At 45.5% G+C, this 19,016-nt stretch carries 11 protein-coding genes; 5 read left to right on the plus strand and 6 right to left on the minus strand.

From position 1 onward, the window contains the following. Nucleotides 1-57 precede the first annotated feature (57 nt). Nucleotides 58-1,035 (plus strand): transposase, encoded by a 978-nt coding sequence (locus AYJ58_RS12600; RefSeq protein WP_106650389.1) that lies wholly within the window; start codon nt 58-60, stop codon nt 1,033-1,035. A gap of 276 nt (nt 1,036-1,311) precedes the next feature. Here AYJ58_RS12600 and AYJ58_RS21935 read toward each other — a convergent pair whose 3' ends face one another. The 6 genes from AYJ58_RS21935 to AYJ58_RS12625 form a co-directional block, all read right to left on the minus strand. Continuing rightward, nucleotides 1,312-1,530 (minus strand): hypothetical protein, encoded by a 219-nt coding sequence (locus tag AYJ58_RS21935; RefSeq protein WP_232790806.1) that lies wholly within the window; start codon nt 1,528-1,530, stop codon nt 1,312-1,314. Between the two features lie 162 nt (nt 1,531-1,692). Further along, complete coding sequence (gloA2, locus tag AYJ58_RS12605; RefSeq protein WP_106650390.1) at nt 1,693-2,076, minus strand: SMU1112c/YaeR family gloxylase I-like metalloprotein; 384 nt, start codon at nt 2,074-2,076, stop codon at nt 1,693-1,695. A gap of 142 nt (nt 2,077-2,218) precedes the next feature. Then, nucleotides 2,219-4,450 carry an alpha-amylase family protein gene (locus tag AYJ58_RS12610; protein ID WP_106650391.1) on the minus strand — a complete coding sequence of 744 codons (2,232 nt, stop codon included), beginning with the start codon at nt 4,448-4,450 and terminating at the stop codon, nt 2,219-2,221. Beyond that, a complete protein-coding gene (locus AYJ58_RS12615; RefSeq protein WP_106650392.1) occupies nt 4,447-6,804 on the minus strand; it encodes a glycoside hydrolase family 13 protein in 2,358 nt (785 codons plus the stop codon). Before AYJ58_RS12615 ends, AYJ58_RS12610 begins: the two co-directional genes overlap by 4 nt. A 100-nt stretch (nt 6,805-6,904) precedes the next feature. Next, nucleotides 6,905-8,404, minus strand: coding sequence for a tryptophan halogenase family protein (locus AYJ58_RS12620; RefSeq protein ID WP_106650393.1), 1,500 nt, complete (start codon nt 8,402-8,404; stop codon nt 6,905-6,907). Nucleotides 8,405-8,531: 127 nt separating this feature from the next. After that, a complete protein-coding gene (locus AYJ58_RS12625; protein ID WP_106650394.1) occupies nt 8,532-11,258 on the minus strand; it encodes a TonB-dependent receptor in 2,727 nt (908 codons plus the stop codon). A 496-nt stretch (nt 11,259-11,754) separates the two neighbouring features. Between AYJ58_RS12625 and AYJ58_RS12630 the strand changes: the two genes are divergently transcribed. The 4 genes from AYJ58_RS12630 to AYJ58_RS12650 all read left to right on the plus strand — a co-directional run bounded on the left by AYJ58_RS12630 (nt 11,755) and on the right by AYJ58_RS12650 (nt 18,804). After that, nucleotides 11,755-13,377 (plus strand): alpha-glucosidase, encoded by a 1,623-nt coding sequence (locus AYJ58_RS12630; protein WP_106650395.1) that lies wholly within the window; start codon nt 11,755-11,757, stop codon nt 13,375-13,377. A gap of 396 nt (nt 13,378-13,773) precedes the next feature. Next, nucleotides 13,774-15,045, plus strand: coding sequence for a sugar MFS transporter (locus AYJ58_RS12640; RefSeq protein WP_106650396.1), 1,272 nt, complete (start codon nt 13,774-13,776; stop codon nt 15,043-15,045). A 144-nt stretch (nt 15,046-15,189) separates the two neighbouring features. Further along, complete coding sequence (locus tag AYJ58_RS12645; protein WP_106650397.1) at nt 15,190-16,404, plus strand: RsmB/NOP family class I SAM-dependent RNA methyltransferase; 1,215 nt, start codon at nt 15,190-15,192, stop codon at nt 16,402-16,404. 150 nt (nt 16,405-16,554) lie between these two features. Further along, entirely contained in the window at nt 16,555-18,804 is a 2,250-nt protein-coding gene (locus tag AYJ58_RS12650) for a sensor domain-containing phosphodiesterase (RefSeq protein ID WP_106650398.1), read from the plus strand. Nucleotides 18,805-19,016 lie beyond the last annotated feature (212 nt).

The following is a 19,016-nucleotide window of genomic DNA, read 5'->3' on the forward strand; positions in this document are numbered from 1 at the left end:
AGTCACCCTTTTCTCAACTAGGCTTAGTGTCTGTTTCCCCACACAAGGAGTGTGATGATGCCACAGCCAAGGAGAACTCAAATCAGTTTGGAAGATACGCCTTTTTATCACTGTTGTAGTCGAGTCGTTAGGCGTGCCTATTTGTGTGGTGAAGACTATTTCTCTGGTAAAAACTACGACCATAGACGCGAGTGGGTAGAGCAGCAATTACTTAAGCTGGCTCAGGTTTTTGCTATTGATGTCGCTGCTTATGCGGTGATGAGCAATCATCTGCATTTGGTACTCTGCGTGGACATTTACCAAGCTAATCAATGGAGTGATAGGGAAGTGCTTGAGCATTGGCATCAGGTATTTAAAGGCACTGAATTAACACAACAGTTTGTCCAAGGACAAGTTGTTGAAGCCCATGACGTGGTTAACCTTAAACACCATATCGCTCTATACCGCAGTCGCTTAAGTGATATTTCTTGGTTTATGCGAGCGTTAAATGAACCTATCGCCCGTAAGGCAAATCAAGAGGATAACTGCACTGGACGCTTCTGGGAGGGCCGTTTTAAATCCCAAGCCCTACTCGATGAGGCGGCAGTACTCGCATGTATGACTTATGTTGACCTCAACCCTATTCGTGCTCAACTAGCTACATCACCAGAAACTTCGAACTTCACTAGTATTCAACGGCGTATCCGTGCGGCACTAGCCGGCAAACAACCCGAAACCTTACTGCCTTTTATCGGTAATGAGCGAGATAATATGCCTAAAGGGCTGTCCTTTGATGTACAAGATTATCTGCAACTGGTCGATGATACCGGCAGAATTATTCGCGATGATAAACGCGGGAGTATCAGTTCGAGCAGTGCAAGCTTACTGATTCGCCTTAATATTCCGCCTGAGCATTGGCTTAAGCTCACTCAGCATTTCGGGCAGCTTTTTAAAGGCCCTGTAGGTACAGTGCAAGAGCTCACTTGTTATTGCGAACACCTTGAAAAGCGACGAAGGCACTATCGCCACAGCTGCCTGAATTTAATGGCAAGCTGAGCCATTTAGAGATAGTCCACATTCAGAGATAGTTCAGCGCCAAACTTCACTCATCCATAGCAGTGGAGAGCCTGACTCGAACTAAATCGACCCAATTCCTGCTAATTATCGGAAAATCAAAAAATAACCAGCGATAATCCACCGAAAACCTGACTTTTCAATCTAAGCCACAAACCGTTTGGTAAACGTAGCTTCGATGTTGTTGGTTATTTTTATATCATGGGTGGCTAGTAAAAAAGACCTCTTGCAAAAAAGACTTTAATGGTTAAACAAGGATTAAAAAATCAAATCCTCATAAAATAGGGGAGTGCGATGAGGGCGATGCCTATGGCGATAAGTAATGCGAGATTGGTGACAAAATAAGGGTAAATCATCAGGGGTGAGACCTACGACTAAAGGGATGGGGGCGGCTTGGCGTTTGCCGTAGGTGAAAAAGCCAAGACCAATGAGGCTAAAGACTAAACTCCATAGTAATAATGCTGGATTATCAAACACCTTGAGTTCCTAAATGGTTAGCCTAGGTAGGCTTTGACTTTATCGTAGCGTCAAAATGGTTAAACGTCAGTGTCGCTTGGTTCAGTCTAATCCTAAATCATTCCCGTGGTAATTAAGCTTTGTTCATCTCATTCTCTGCTCTGAGGCTCAGCTTGATTCAGGCTATAGCTCATATAATTCTAAGGGTAGGCCGTCGGGATCGCTAAAGAAGGTGAATTTTCTGCCTGTGTATTCGTCAATGCGGACGGGTTCAACGGTAATGTGATGGCTATGAAGATGTTCGATGGCGGTTTCAATCGATGCGACGCGAAAGGCAAGATGCCTCAGTCCACAGGCTTCGGGATAGCTGGGGCGCTTGGGGGGAGTGTCGAATGAAAACAACTCGATTTGACTCTTATCCCCGAGCTGTAAATCGAGTTTATAGGAATTACATGCCTCACGGTAATGCTCTGCGAGTACGCTAAGACCAAGAATAGTCACATAAAAATGTTTGGATTTTTGATAGTCGCTGCAAATAATCGCTACATGGTGAATGCCGAGTAACATCGCTTTCCTTTGTGATTTTTAAAGGGTAATCAAATAAGATAGAAAGGTTTGAGAGTATAACGGTTAAAAAATATAGCGTCACAGTTTAGCGTGACGCTATCGGTCGATTTCACTTTTTAGCTCACCTTTGCTTGTTGCTCGTTTAATCTTCCAGCTCGAATATGGCTGAAGACAACGGTGCAAGTTGCATCTGAACTAGACCTTCAGCTTCCTTAATGACTAACTTCGCCGCATGATCTTCGAGTAAATCCATAAGCGGAAATACGCCGTCCTTTAATTGCCACTTACGGATAAGCTCTTTGGGTAGCTTGAGCTGTAAGGCTTTTGATTTGGTCTGACTGAAGTTACTGACAATAATCAGCTTTTGAGTCTGCTTTGAGGTCCCAGATATCGCCTCGAAGCGGGCAAAAGCGAAGGTGCTGTCGTCATAGCCAGTTTCGTGCACGGCACTCTTTTGAGTATTCATATTTTGAGTGCTGTTACTTTCAGTCGCATCATTCTTGCTGCGATTTGCAGCATCGAGTGAATAGTATTGTCCTAAGAGTGCGGGCGTGGTTCTGCCAGTGCTTAACGTTAATAGCTTTTGATAGTAAGCTCGCAGTGATGTTTCTTGCTGTGTCGATTGTCCACCATCAAACTTGCCATTGTTCATCCAGCGCTGATGGGCGGGGACACCAACATAGTCAAAAATACTGGTGCGTGATGCATGACCAAAACCTGGGTTATCGATGGCTGCTTCTCCCACTTCTTGGCCAAAATACACCAACGTTGGTGAAGTGCCTATTGTTGCCGATACCACCATGGCTGGTAGGGCATAGTTCGGATTTACGGCCTGAGCAGTTGCAGAGTCATTTGCTGAGATATTTGTTTGTAGCGATGCTAAAAATGCCGCATTACCAATACGTTGCTCATCGTGGTTTTCTAAAAAGTGCAGCATGTGGGATTCAATATCCTGCACTTTTGCCTGATTCGCCGCAATATTAGCTGTGCTAGTTTTACCCGCCATCACGGCTTTTAGAGTGTCGTAAAGATCGACCTTATCGTACAGATAATCCATTTTTCCAAGCTGGATATAATTTCGGTACAGTTTAGGGTTATAGACCTCGGCCAAGATAAAGGCATCGGGATTAGTGTGTTTTATCTGACTATTGAGATAACTCCAAAACTCAACTGGCACCATTTCAGCCATATCGTATCGAAAGCCATCGACCCCTTTCGCTAGCCAGTATTGCGCAATCTGATTGAATTTAATCCAAGAGCTCGGGAGCTCGGCTAAATGTTGTTGCCAGAAAGCGTAATGCTGCGCTTCAGTAAAAGTGGCGAATTTGGCTGGCAGGCGAGGGAAGTCATAGGTGCCATCGGGGCGCACGCCGTAATTGATTTTAACGGTCTCGTACCAATCATTAGCATCGGGCTTGGCTAAGCGTGAGCCATTGCCGGTCCACTTTGTGGGAAATTCGTCGAATTTACCGTCACTTAAGGGATGAGCTTCTCCGCCCAGCGGTTTAAGCTCTGCGGGTAAGCTTGGCACCTCAAAGGCATGCGCTTGTCCTTTCGTTCCCTTCACACTGTTATCAACGACGTAATAGAAGTTGTTGTTTTTGGCGTACTCCAGACTGGTATCATCATCTTCGCCAAAATCGCGCACGCCTTGGGGTTTACTGACCGATTGATAATGGCGTGCCACATGGTTTGGCACTATATCGATAATCACCTTTAAGCCGTGTTGATGGGTACGAGCAATCAGCGCTTCGAATTCGGCTAAACGGTTGGCGGGGTTGACCGCCAGATCCGGGTTGACGTTGTAGTAATCTTTAACTGCGTAGGGTGAACCAGCGCGGCCTTTGACCACATCAGGATCATCTGCACTTACGCCAATCGCACTGTAATCGCCAATCAATGCATGGTGGGGAACGCCTGTGTACCACACATGGGTAACACCTAGGTCTTTGATGCTATTGAGTGCAACATCGTCGATATCATCAAATTTTCCGACACCGTTATCGGCAATTGTGCCCCAAGGTTTGTTCGTTGGGTTTTTATTGCCATAAAGGCGAGTAAAAATCTGATACACCACAGGTTTTAGCGTTATAACCTCACTCTCTGACTTTGGCTGTAACTCATTATCAAGCGCCAGCGCCGATGCATTGGCCGAGAAGCTAAAAAGTAAGGCAGTTAATAAAGAGGCGCTGAATAAAGAAGCAGTAAATAAATTAGCACTAGGCAAAGACTGTAGACATAAATTGAGTGCTGAATGCCGCGACTGTCGGCGCTGCGTATTTTTCGCTGTTTTGGTCCGTAAAGCTGCGATGGGAAATTTAGCCGCTTGGGGGCTCTGAGTCACTCTGGAATCGATAGGCGATAAAAAGCTCAAGACTGAGTTCCTTTTTGGGTTGAGTGTTTAGCTAGGCTATTAGCACTGTTGTTAGCACTGTTGTTAGCACTGCTGTGAGTTTGAACGCGCGGTAAAACGTTAGCTTGATTTCCCGAGTGCAATGAATCTTGGCTGCTAGGCAAGACAGCGTTCAGTGGCGACTTAGTATTAGAGTCAGTATTAGAATTAGGCTTAAGCTCGAGGATTGTGACCCCTGCGTGGGACAAGGTTATCACTTGATTGAGTGAAACAGTGTTGCCACTGATGATGTCTGTCGCGGTGCCGTTATCGCCAAATACACTGGCAAAGCGGTTTATATCTAGCGCGATTGCCTTGTCATTTTTATTGTAAATCACCATGACTTTATCGGCTGAGGGCTGAGTGCAAGCATTGTGTCGGGTTTGAGAATTGTTTTGTATTAGTGACTTAAGCGCCTCGGCATTCTGTTCAGATGATAATGGCGTATTTAATACGCAGCGAAATTGCACATAGACGCCATCCTGCGGCACAAAGTGCAGCAAGTCGCCCGATTGCAGCGCAGGGGATTGTTTACGGTAATTGAGTAGGGTACGGACAAATTGCTGTGCTTGTCGCTGCGGTTCACTCAGTCCTTGGCCAGTAAAGGCGTTAGTGGCACCGTTGGCAAACCCTCCAGGGAAATCACTGCGCACAACGCCATCGTGACGGCCTTCTGTCGGGCTGGTCATTAACACTTCTGTGCCGTAGAACAGCTGCGGAATGCGTTTGGCGGTCAGCACATAGGTGAGGGCCATCTTGTATAAGTCGATATTTTCTTTCACTAAACTGAAGATACGGTTAGTGTCGTGATTACCCTCAAATAGCACGAGCTTACTAGGATCAGCATACACAACATCATTGGCTAACATCTCGTAAAGCTTGATAAAACCAGTGTCCCAGCTTTCTGGCTCATTGAGGCTGGTAATTAATTTTTCATATAGCGGGAAGTCCATCAAACTGGGTAAATCTGAGGTATAACCATCGGCATTGATTTTGCCCTTTTGCCAATAGGACACTGTGATGGGGTTTGCGGTCCATTCTTCGCCAACAATATTAAAATTCGGGTACTCACTCATTACGGCCTTAGACCATTTAGCGAGAAATGCTTTGTCGGCGTAGGAATAAGTGTCTTCGCGTATTCCTGAAAGCCCGGCGTACTCGACCCACCAAATGCTGTTTTGGATAAGATAGGTTGCCAGTTTTGGATTGCTTTGATTCAGATCCGGCATAGTGTCGGTAAACCAGCCGTCGACAAAATCGATATGATCTTGCGCTGCCGCGTAGGGATCTTGCACTGTAGTGCGCCTATGACTGGTAAAACGGGGGCTGGTAAAGCTGGATTTAATAGCACTGGATTTAGTATCGGCAGACTGAGTCAAGTGAGGCTTGGATTTTTGATTCTTTAGCTGCATTTTTGTGGCATCGTTCAGCCAGTCTTGGCTAGGTAAATCGTTGAGCCACCAATGATTAGAGCCGATATGATTCACGACAACATCTTTAATCACTCCAAGGCCAAGCTTGTTCGCCTTAGCGACTAAGGCTTTATACTCTTCATTGCTGCCAAAGCGGGGATCGACGCGGTATAAATTGGTAATTGAGTAACCGTGGTATGAATACTGGGCTTGATTATTCTCAAGCAGCGGATTGATCCATAACTGAGTCACCCCGAGTTTTGCCAGATACGCTAAGTGCTGGCTGATCCCTGCGATATCGCCGCCATGGCGAGCATCGGGATAATAGGGATGGTTGGAATTGCTAGGAGAGTTCGTTGCGACTTGCTCTAACATATCGGCTTGATTGTCATTACTGGTGTCGCCATTGGCGAATCTGTCCGGGGTGATAAGGTAAATCACATCCTTATTGCTAAACCCTTGGCGCTCACGACTGCCCTCAGCACGCGCTTGCAACGTATAGGGCAGGCGATAAAGAGGCGTGTTGGTTTTTGAAGCGCTGGTTTTTGAAGCCAAGTCAGTGCTGTAAATCACCAGCTCAAAGGTTTGCGGCGCAGCTTGGCTCAGATCTAAATTGATAAACAGATAGTGAGGGTTATCAGTGTGTTCAATGCTTTTTAGCGTGATGCCTTCACCTTGGATATCAAGCTTAAGCTGCTGCGGTAAGCTAGGGAAATCGCGGCTATACAGCATCAATTGTAACTCAGGATTGTGCATCCCCGCCCACCAAAATGCGGGTTCAAGTGTCAGGCCATGAGGCTGGCTTGATGTGTCTTGAAGTGGCAAAGAGAGACTGCTCGAACTTGCTCTGGCAGTACTATCTGAGGCACATAGACTTAGCATTATCATTAAGGAAGTGGTGAGAGTCCGCAGGTTTAATATCATATTCTTTCCTTGTTGATTCAAATTTAAACTGCAAATTCAATTTATAAATCGATGAGTTAGTACACTCCTAACGTCAGTCGTAACTCTTAAGCCGTAGTGATTATTTATGTGTCGATATGTGTGCTAGATACTGGTCGTGGCTTGGTAGCTTAGTGACGGTATTATCAATAATAGTGCGCATATTGAGCAGAAATTCACTCAGTGCTTGTGGTTGAATGGTTGCCGCTAATGGATTGAAATCCTGAGGCCTAATGCCTTGCCCCAACATGACTTGAATCCATGCGGCTTCGGTAAAGAGTTCATCTTGATGTCTAAACACTGTGCCTGTGGCACGAAATAGGGCGATTTTTTGTTGCAAACTCTCTGGCAGTAACATGGTTCGGCATTGATACCAAAACCCATTTTCCTTCGCATCTTCCCTTTGGTTTAAATGATAGTGCAAGATAATAAAATCGCGGATTTGTTCAAATTCAAGTTGGGACTGGCGATTAAACTCATCGACATTCGCTTGTGCAATTCCTTGATGTGGAAAGAGTTTACTCAAGCGAATAATCACCGATTGGACTAAATGTAAGCTGGTGGATTCTAAAGGCTCTAAGAACCCACTCGAAAGGCCGATGGCAACACAGTTTTTATGCCACTGTTTGATTCGTCGTCCGGTTTTAAAATTGATTTTCTTAGGTTCAGCCAAAGGCTTACCATCTAAATGATTGAGTAAAAGCTGTTTAGCTGCATCATCACTGATATAGCGACTGCAATAGACTAACCCATTGCCTGTGCGGTGTTGCAGCGGGATCCGCCATTGCCAACCCGCATCATGGGCTATAGAACGTGTATAAGGCGTTATTGCCGCCGTTTTTTCGCAGGGCACGGCATAGGCGCTGTCGCAGGGGAGCCAGTGTTGGTAGCTATCGAAGCCAACCTTGAGCGCTTTTTCTATCAGTAGCGCGGCAAAGCCCGAGCAATCTATAAAGAAATCGGCTGTTACGGTTTTTCCTGATCCTAAGGTTACACTTTCAATATCGCCGTTTGGCGTGAGTTCGACCGCCGTAATCTGGCCTTCGATACGCTTTACTCCGAGTTGCTCACTGAAACGTCGTAAAAATTGGGCATAGAGCGCTGCATCAAAATGATAAGCATGGGTTAAGCCGGCAAGGGGAGAGTTTGGGATCTGCTGGAGTACTTGAAACTTATTGTGTTTCGCCGCTTGGTAATTAACCGAGTAATCCCAAAACGAATTGACCTCTTTTGGGGAGGTGCTGAGCCAATAATGATGAAATTGAGTAAAACCTATATCTTTACCTACATTACCAAAAGCATGCATATAGGTTTCATTTGGTTTGCCCCAATTTTCGAATTGAATACCTAATTTAAACGTTGCTTGGGTGGCATTGATGAAATCGGCTTCGGAAATCCCTAGCACGTTATTGAATATTTGCAGTGGTGGAATGGTGGCTTCACCTACGCCCACTGTGCCTATATCTTCAGATTCAATCAGGGTGATATTCAGTATTGACTTAAACAATCTTGCCAACATGGCCGCCGTCATCCAACCTGATGAACCTCCACCTACAATGACGATATCTCTGATTTTATTCATGATATAAGCCTTTCACATTATGATTCGTGGTGATCAATTAACGCAGATAAATGAATAGCCCAGTGGCTTGAAATGATAAAGTAAAAAGCCTCTGTAACAGGTTACAGAGGCTTTAAGCCGTGCAGGATTAGAACTTATAGTTTGCGCCTAACATAAAGTTACGGCCATAGTTTTGGTAATCACGGACTAAACGTTGATCATCGCTAGTGTAAGAGGTGAAAGGCTCGTTGGTTAAGTTGTTCACTTGGAACTGAACAGATAAACCATACAGAGACTCGATACCGCTTTCGCTAAAGTCATAACCAATTTGTGCATCGACCACAGTTTCAGCTTTGATGTTCACGTTTTCGCGTTGCAGACTGATCTTGGTTACTTCACCAAGGAAGTCACTGCGGTAGCGTGAGCTAATGCGCGCTTCGAAGCCTGAGTTTTCATAGTAAATCGTCGCGTTTAAGGTTTTTTCTGACAGACCTGGCAAGGTTGTTGGATTGCTGGTTGGAGTTTCTTTCACTTCACTGTCGTTGTATGAGCCGCTGATAACAGTACCAAACCCACTTAACACATCGGCAAACATACCAAAGTCGACAGATACAGAGGCTTCAACACCTTGAACATAACCACCTTCACCGTTTTGTGGTTGGGTGACATCGCCAATCGGGTTATCAGTCGGCCCTTGTGGGAATAGAGTGCTGAAATCAAAGTCTGTATGTTGATCGTAAACGTAGTTCTCAAGATCTTTGTAGAATATCGCTACCGAGAAATAACCTTGGTCGCTGAAATAGTTTTCATAGCTTAAGTCATATTGACGGGCTAACCATGGGCGTAACTCAGGATTACCGGCGCTACCACTCCAGTTAACGTTGCCACCACTTGGGTTAGCTGAATAAGTGTAGTTTAGGTTGGCATTCATTTTGTCCATGCGTGAACGGGTTAACGTGCGCGCTGCGGCTAAACGGACCACTTGGCTATCGGCAACTTCGAAACTTAAGTTAACACTTGGCAGCCATTCAACATAGGAATCACCCGCAGTGCGCGGCGTTAACACCACTACTTCATTTTCAACCGTTGCCACTGTACCGTCAGAAGATTGATCGGTATGAACCGCTTGTAAGCCTGCGTTACCCGTGAAAGGAATACCAAATACTTCGGATTCAAGGTTGGCCATCACATAGCCGGTGGTCACTTTTTCTTGAACAGCCCAAGAGTTAGTTGCGCGGGAAAGATCCACATCAGCAACATCAGTTTCTGTATAGTTACCGTCATTGTAGAAAGCCAACGAGTCGTAACTTAATACATTGCCCATACCAAAGAAATCGAGTGACGTCGGTGCAAGTAGGTATTGATCTGGTACTGCCATAGTGTAATTGGCAGAACCGTCATAACCTTTGAGTGTCAGGTAATAACCTTTATCTAATTTGGTTTTATCGCGATTAGTACGATTCACACCAAACTCAACGCTACGGACGGCACCGCCATCGAGCACATATTCAGCGCTTAAACGGAAGGATTTTAGCTCATCCTCAATTTCAGGTTTGTTGATAAAGCCGTCTTGAGTGTTAGCGCCTAGTGGGCTACCCCAACCGAGTGGGTCGCCAAGTTTGATCAGGTTTTTATCAGAATAATCGAGGTTATGGTCAAATATATAACCGCCTTTACCGTTATAAGCAAAGCCTAAATCGTCAACCGCACCCACACCTGTACCGCGGCCAGTTCCTGAGTAACTTTCCATACCTATGTCAGTACGGTTAGCTCTAGACATGGAGATATCGGCTTCAACATTCCAGTTATCATTGATGTTGAATTTGTTATTCCAGCCAATAGACAGAGAATCCGCATCACGTTTGTTGACGTCGTTACGGATAACGACTTCAGCGCCTTTGATGACACCTTCAGTGACTAAACCATTATCAGTTGTCGTCGGAATTACGCCACCGTTTGTGCCCCAAGCACCAGGGATTTCAATGCCTCGTAGGCGTTGATCATCGGTAAATTTTGAGTAGTAAATGTCTAAGGTCGAGTGGTAAGTGGTATTTGGCGCATATTCAAATACGGCGAGTACACCATCACGTTCTAATTCACTTGAACGAACGAAAGGTTTTGCACCACCTAAAACGCTATCACCATTGTCATTGGTTGGGTAACCCCAAGCTTGCCAACGTTCTTCTTGGTTAGGTGACATCATGCGAGCATAACCAATGGCGACACCAATAGTGTCATCGGCGAATTGGTCAATATAAGAGATACTGCCACGGTAGCCTGTGTCACTTGAGCCGCTGTTTAATGAACCTAAATCGTTCATTTCGCCGCGTAGCGAAACGGCAATCGTTTGTTCACCGTGGGCTAAAGGACTGATTGTTTGCATATCAACCGTACCGCCGATGGCTTGCGCCATAACTGAGGCATCGGGTGTCTTGTAAACTACAACGCGATTTAATAACTCAGATGGATATTGGTCGAATTCCACACTGCGGTTATCGTTCACAGAGGCCTGTTCGCGACCATTTAATGTGGCGGTAGTAAAGTCAGGGCCCATACCGCGGATAGAAATCACGTTGGCACGACCATCGAGTCGTTGAGCCGATACGCCAGGCAATCGTGCTAGAGATTCTGCAATACTGACATCCGGTAATTTACCTATGTCTTCCGCTGAAATGGCTTCAACGATAGAAGAGGATGACATCTTAAGTGATTGGGATTCTTGCAAGCTACGGCGAATACCAGTGACTTGAATCACTTCAATATTTTCATCTTTAGCTGTCTTATCTGTCGCCACTTCATCTGCCGCATAGGAGTGCATACTCGCACCTGCGGCAATGAGCGCTAAGGTTAGCAAACTGGGTTTAAATCGCATCATATCTCTCTTCCCCTTGGAGTCGCTTTATCGCTTTGTAGAGCGTTTTATCGTTATCACCGCGTTATGTTTGCGGCCTTTTTTTTGGTATCTGGGCGCTTAATTGACTGCATAAGTGCTGCGTTTATGACCAAGTTGTTATGCAACGGTGAAGATACTACTCCCGAGCTTCTTAGCGGAACAACAGAGTGCATACGTATTCAATGCCTTGTTGAGTTAAGAATAGCCGTTAATTGCGGGAAATCTCATGGCGTAAAATGATTTTATTTTGCAATTAAGTGACTGTTAATAAATAGTAAAGCGAGTTATGTCTCAATGTGGTTTCTGGCGCGGTCTTCTGCATACGTATGCAGGTGTATTGAACCTTATTTCCCTCTTCACGTATGCTCGGTGACACAAAATAAGCCGCGATACCTTTACTCTGCAGTAACAAAACGATAACTGTTTGCGTGAGTGTGTTAGGGAAAGATCGCTGTAGAATAACGATAAAGGGGCAACAATGAGTGAGTTAACTTGGTGGCGAGGCGCGGTGATTTATCAAATTTATCCGCGTAGCCTTTTAGATACCAATGGTGATGGCGTTGGTGATTTGCGTGGCATTATCGCTAAGCTGAACTACATTGCGAGCCTCAACGTCGATGCCATCTGGATTTCACCATTCTTTAAATCGCCCATGGCAGATTTTGGCTACGACATCAGTGACTACCGCGAAGTTGATCCTCTTTTTGGCACTATGCATGATTTCGATGAATTGATTGAAAAAGCTCACGGCTTAGGCATTAAGGTCATTATCGATCAAGTATTAAGTCATACCTCTGATCAGCATGCGTGGTTTGTTGAAAGCCGCGAGAGCCGTACAAATCCTAAAGCGGATTGGTATGTGTGGGCCGATCCTAAGGAAGACGGCACAGCGCCTAACAACTGGCTCGCGATTTTTGGCGGTTGTGCTTGGGAATGGGAACCACGCAGACAACAATATTATTTACATAACTTCCTGCGTAGCCAGCCCGATATTAATTTCCATAACCCTGACGTGCGTCAAGCTGTGCTGGATAATGTTGAATTCTGGCTTAAAAAGGGTGTTGATGGCTTTCGCTTAGATGCAATTACCTTCTGTTATCACGATGAACAGCTCAGGGACAATCCAGCGAAACCTAAGGATAAACGTCAGGGCCGAGGTTTTAGCGAAGATAACCCTTACGCCTATCAATATCATTACTACAATAATGACCGTCCGCAAACCATCGCGTTTATCGAAGATTTACGAAAGCTCATTAATCGCTATCCCGGCGCTGTGACCTTAGGTGAAGTGTCGGCCGAAGATTCTTTAGCTGTGATGGCGGCTTACACTAAAGGTGAAGATCGCCTGCACATGGCCTACAGTTTTGAGCTATTAACCGACGATTACAGCGCCGCTTATATTCGCCAAACCGTAGAGGCATTAGAAGCGAGCATAGGTGATGGTTGGCCTTGTTGGGCTATCGGTAATCATGATGTGCAGCGCGTGGCGAGCCGTTGGGGGCTGGGCAAACAGAATTCTGACATGGTTAAAATGCTCAATGCCATGCTAAGTTCACTGCGCGGCAGTGTGTGTAGTTATCAAGGTGAAGAACTCGGTTTAACCGAAGCGCCGATTGAATACCATGAGTTGCAAGATCCCTTTGGCAAAACCTTCTGGCCTATGTTCAAAGGCCGCGATGGTTGCCGTACGCCAATGCCATGGCAGCAAGGCGCCGATTTTAGTGGTTTTAGTGAGGTATCGCCTTGGCTGCCGATAGCACCTGCGCATCAAGCGTTAGCGGTAGATGTACAAGAATCAGATGCAGATTCCATGCTTAATGGTTATCGACGTTTTCTTGCTTGGCGTAAATTACACCCAGTGCTGATTGAAGGCGATATCCAGTTTGTGGATACCAACGAGCCCATCTTGGCCTTTATCCGTACCTTAGGAGAGCTCAAAATATTCGTCGGATTCAACTTAGGGAATACCGATGTTGAGTTGGATTCATCACAGTTTGAATTTAGTGAAATGTTGCTGGGACATGGCCTGAAAACCGCACAAATAGAAAACAATCAGCTGAAGTTTTCGGCATTTGCCAGCTTTTATGCAGTTTTAAAGTGAAAATGATTCATTTTTATTCGGCTGAGGTGTTATATACCCAAACAACTTGAAGATGCAGGATTCAGCGGGAATTTAACGCACTTTAGGCAAGGCGGTTATTTGCAGACCTAGTGGACTAAGTTAAAAATAACCAACACGGCATAAAGTGCGTTAAAACCCGCCGGGACGGAGCGCCTAGGGCACTCCACTTCGGTGTTGCATCAATTCAAAAGGTGGCCGACATTCTGTCATTGATGCGCCTTGAATTGAAGCACCCTAGGCGCTCTGAAACTCGTATCTTCAGGTAGCTTGGGTATATACCCAAGCCCACTATTCGACGTAAAGCCGCCCACGGGCATACTGGGGAATGTAACCTTAATTAGTTCCTGATAATAAAAACATACAGAGAGAATAACTATGGCGTCATCAATTAATATCGGTAGTTACAGCAGTAATGCTGGCGAAAATGGCTCGGGCAGTTATCGTTTTGCCTTGATCTCATTAACTTCACTGTTTTTTATGTGGGGTTTTATCACTTGCTTGAACGATATTCTGATCCCGCATCTTAAAGCGGTGTTTTCGCTGAATTACACTCAAGCCATGTTGATCCAATTTTGTTTCTTTGGAGCTTACTTTTTAGTGTCGATCCCAGCTGGTAACTTAGTCAAAAAACTGGGTTATCAAAAGGGGATAGTTACCGGTCTTGTGATTGCGAGTATTGGCTGTGCGCTGTTTTATCCAGCGGCCACGCTAGCGACCTACAATCTGTTCCTTGGCGCGTTATTCGTTCTTGCATCGGGCATCACTATCCTACAAGTGGCAGCCAACCCCTATGTTAACGCCTTAGGCAGTAGCGAAACTGCCTCGAGTCGTTTGAATTTAACGCAAGCTTTCAATGCGTTAGGTACAACTGTGGCACCATTCTTTGGTGCTATGCTCATTCTTTCTGTTGCCAGTTCAGTATCCAGCGATTTAGCCAACGCGAGCGCCGAAGCCGAAGTGGTTAAACTGCCATACCTGTTGCTTTCTGGCGCCTTGGCAATCTTAGCGCTGATTTTTGCAAAATTAGATTTACCTGTGATCCGTGAGCATGATCACAGTGTTCAAGGTGAGGTCCAAACCCATCTAGGTAAAACCAGTGCCTTACAAAGCAAGCACTTAGTGCTCGGCGCTGTGGGTATTTTCGTGTATGTCGGCGCCGAAGTGTCTATCGGTAGTTTCTTAGTTAACTTTTTAGGCGAAAGCCACATTGCGGGCATGCCAGAAGCCGAAGCCGCCCATTACATCGCCTATTACTGGGGCGGCGCTATGGTGGGACGTTTTATTGGCTCTGTGGTGATGCAAAAAGTGCCCGCTGGCTCAGTACTTGCTTTTAATGCCTTTATTGCAGCGCTACTTGTGCTGGTGGCGATGACAAGCAGTGGCAGCATTGCTATGTGGGCAATCCTTGGGGTGGGGTTATTTAACTCGATTATGTTCCCAACGATCTTCAGCTTAGCGCTGCGTGATTTAGGTCCACACACTTCACAGGGCAGTGGCATTTTGTGTCTGGCAATTGTGGGTGGGGCGATTCTACCTTTATTCCAAGGCATGTTAGCGGATAACCTTGGTGTACAGCACGCGTTTATTCTGCCTGTGATTTGCTATGGCTTTATCCTGTTTTACGGGGCTAAAGGCTCAAAAATGTAACGGGTTAACAGAGTTAAACTAAAAAGCGATCCCTCTGGATCGCTTTTTTTATGGCTTTAACCTTAACTCAGCGCCAGCGTGCTTGCGTATTAGGGCCTGACCTCCTATGATCCTCCGGTTTTATCATTCATGGTGACCTTTTAAATGTTGAATTCTCCGCTTTCTGCCAGCTCGAACGAATTAGTGATCAGTATCTTAACTATGGTGCTGAGCCAAGGGAAACCCTTAGATCGGGCCTATTCTCAGCATTTTTCTGGGTTGCAATTGGTACCCGCCGAACAGGCGCGTATCGCATTAACGACGGGTGATATCCTACGTCGCTTAAATTTATATTGTTATCTGGCGGAAATCAGTCCAGATGAGATGGAGCGTTTTGGCTCTAAATTGCTTAATGCGTGGCATTTATTCCACGGGCTTGAACTGCCTAAAATGCAATATTCGCTGCAAGTCGATGAGGCGCGTTTGAGCGAGCGCACCGAGCAGGCTAAAACTAAGCCTGTACTGTGGGACGGTTGCCCTGAGTGGCTCGATGCGATGGGCCGTGAGCAATTAGGTGAGTCTTGGGACAAGGAGCGTGCCGCGTTAAGCACTGCGCCGAAACGTTTTTTACGCGCAAATGCCCTTAAAATAACACGTGATCAATTGGCCGCTAAGCTTGCCGCAGAGTTTGTGAGCACGCAGAGCGTTGATGGGGTTGATTCTGCCCTTGAAGTGACCTCCGATTCTGCCTTGTTCCGTACCCAAAGCTTTAAAGATGGTTTATTCGAGCAGCAAGATGCGGGCTCTCAGCGCGTGGCGGCAGCGCTTGATGCCAAACCGGGTATGAAAGTCATCGATGCTTGCGCAGGTGCGGGTGGCAAAACATTACACATAGCCGCGCAAATGCAGGGCAAAGGGCGCTTGTTAGCCATGGATGTGGAGCAATGGAAACTCGACAAGCTCAAAGAGCGTGCCCGTCGTAATGGGGCGCACAATGTCGAAACCCGCGTGATTGCCAGCAGTAAAACCATTAAACGCTTAAAGCTCAGCGCCGATCGGGTATTACTCGATGTGCCTTGCTCAGGTTTGGGTGTATTAAAGCGTAATCCCGATGCAAAATGGCGTGATACCGTCGAGCGTTTACCCGTGTTAATGGAACTGCAAAAACACATTTTGAGCAGTTATAGCCGCATGGTCAAAGTTGGTGGCATAGTGGTTTATGCGACCTGTTCTATCTTCCCTTGTGAAAACCGCGGTCAAGTCGATGCGTTTTTAGCTGAGAATCCTAATTTCCGCCTAATTGAGGATGAAAGTATTAGCCCTGCCGATAGCGGATTTGATGGCTTTTACCTTGCAAAACTTGAACGTATTCAAGAGTAAAGCCTTGCGGTTAAGACTAAAGTAAGCCCTTTATGCCATTCATTCAGGGTTTACTTAGTTAATATTAGTGCCTAAAATTTCCAATAAGTTATAAATATTCTTAACATTGTTAATCAGTATTTATATTGCAACTTTGTTTGTAAGGGAATTATGGCGTACGGCGTTAATCTTCCAGGTCTGCTCGACCATACTGATGTTAAACTCGCCCATAATGTCAGCATAGCTTGCTATAGCAGTATTCTCTCTATGCTGCTCAATGGCGCACCGCTACATGAAATCTTGCACGCCTTAGTGCTAAAAATCGAAGCGCAAAAGATAGGCACTCGTGGATCTATATTACTGCTCAGCGGTGACGGCAAACGTTTGTTGTTAGGCGCTGCGCCCCATTTACCCGACAGTTACAACCAAGCGATTAATGGGGTCGAGATTGGCCCAAATGTCGGCTCCTGCGGAACAGCGGCGTATTTCGCAAAGCGTGTTATCGTTGAAGACATAGCTACACATCCTTATTGGGAAAATTATAAAGAACTGCCATTACGCGCCGGTCTTAAATCTTGTTGGTCTGAACCTATCAAAGATAATCAAGGCAAAGTGCTCGGTACATTTGCCATGTACTACGATACGATAAAGTCCCCAACAGAGCTTGATTTAGAGCTGATTTCAGAGGCGGCACGATTAGCCAGTTTGGCCATTGAGCGCAGTCGGGCAATGGAGTTTCAGCATTTAGCGGTGAAAATTTTTGATCGCTTACCTTTGGCGTTGGTTATCTCCAATTCTGATGATTCCGTCCTCTATGCTAACCCCGCTTTTAAACACATCGTTCTTCCGCAAAATATTGATATAGCAAACTTTAATCCTAAGATGTTTTTGTCTGCGTCTCAACCCAATGAGTTAGTCGGCCTATTTGAGCATTTAGCGCAGGATAAAATGTGGCAGGGGGAATTGGTTGGCTTAAGGGGCAATGGTGAGGAGTTTTATCTAGACCTTATCGTCAGCACATTTCGAGAGCCTAATGGATTACAGCCGTGTTTTGCGTGGTTATTTTCCGATATTAGCGAACGTAAAAAAGCGGCGCAGCTGATTAAGTATCAGGCCAATAATGACTCGCTAACTGGGCTTGCTAACCGTAATGCCTTGTTTAAACAGATCCAATCCTTAATTACCTCCGACAGTCTGACGCCCGGCTTTAGTTTTATGCTGATGGATTTAGATAACTTTAAGCAAGTTAACGACACCCATGGCCACGACAAAGGTGATGCATTATTAGTGCAAGTGGTGCGGCAGATTTGTGAATGTCTCAATGACACTATGATGTTTGCACGCCTCGGCGGTGATGAGTTTGCCTTGCTATTACCTGGGATAGTTAATCAGAAAGAGTTGGCGCAACTTGCTGAAACAATTAATAAGCATGTGGCAAAACGTTATGTACTTGCCGATGGCAAAGGTGTTTATAGTTCGGTAAGTATAGGGATTGCCCGTTTTCCTGAAGATGCCCTCGATCTCGAGCAGCTGTTAAATTGCGCCGATCAGGCCATGTATATTTCAAAGGCTAACGGTCGTAATCGATATCATTTTTTTACTGAGCAAATGCAGCTCAATGCCGAGCGCATTGCCAGCCTTCATAATCAACTTAAGCAGGCACTCGATCAACAGACCTTCGAGCTTTATTACCAGCCCATAGTGAATGCGACCACAGGTTTGATTGTTCGCGCCGAGGTTTTACTTCGTTGGCAGCTTGAAGGGCAATTCATTCCCCCCGATGAGTTTATTCCTATCGCGGAGAATAGCGGCTTAATTGTTGATATTGGTCGAGATGTGCGCCTTGGCGCTATGCAAACCATCTTAGAGATGCAGGCTCATAATTGGCCGATTAACTTATCGGTAAATGTGTCGACCTTTGAGTTTTGGTCCCATGAACTGCAAGATGCCTTTGTGGATTCCTTCGCTGAGATTACCGAGCAACTCGAAGTAACAGATTTCCCCTACGACAGGTTAACCCTTGAGATCACTGAGTCTTTGCTGATGAAGCAACATACACATCTTATTGATGTACTGAATGGTTTGCGGCTTAAGGGGATTAACATTTCATTGGACGACTTTGGTACGGGTTACTCATCTCTATCTTATTTAGCTAATTTTCCTATCGATCAAATTAAGATCGACAAGAGTTTTATCGACCGATTAGATGAAGGCAAGCGCCACGAAGCGTTGGTGGAGGCCATAGTGCGGTTAAGCCATGCGTTAGAGTTAACCGTGACGGCAGAAGGGGTGGAAACTGAGTCCCAACTCAAGTTTGTGATGTCAAATCATATTCAAGAAATTCAAGGCTATCTTTTCTATAAACCTATGCCAAAAGCCGCTTTCTTTGCGCTGTTGGCAAAGCAAGCTGAGCTGCATTAGGTTCTTGGTATTGGAGCTTTGATGTTTGACCTAAATATGAGGGCGGCTTAACCTGCGACAGCCTGATTGATATATTGGGTTTAGATGTAAGTTAATAATCCAATATTTAGGAATATAGTGTTGAAAAATAACAAATAAAAAGAGCGCCTCGGCGCTCTTTTATGACTGAAAACGGGTGTTGCACTGAGTATAGGCGTGCACACTGAGTCAGC

It is taken from the genome of Shewanella sp. Pdp11 (assembly GCF_002838165.1).
Classification (GTDB): domain Bacteria; phylum Pseudomonadota; class Gammaproteobacteria; order Enterobacterales; family Shewanellaceae; genus Shewanella; species Shewanella hafniensis.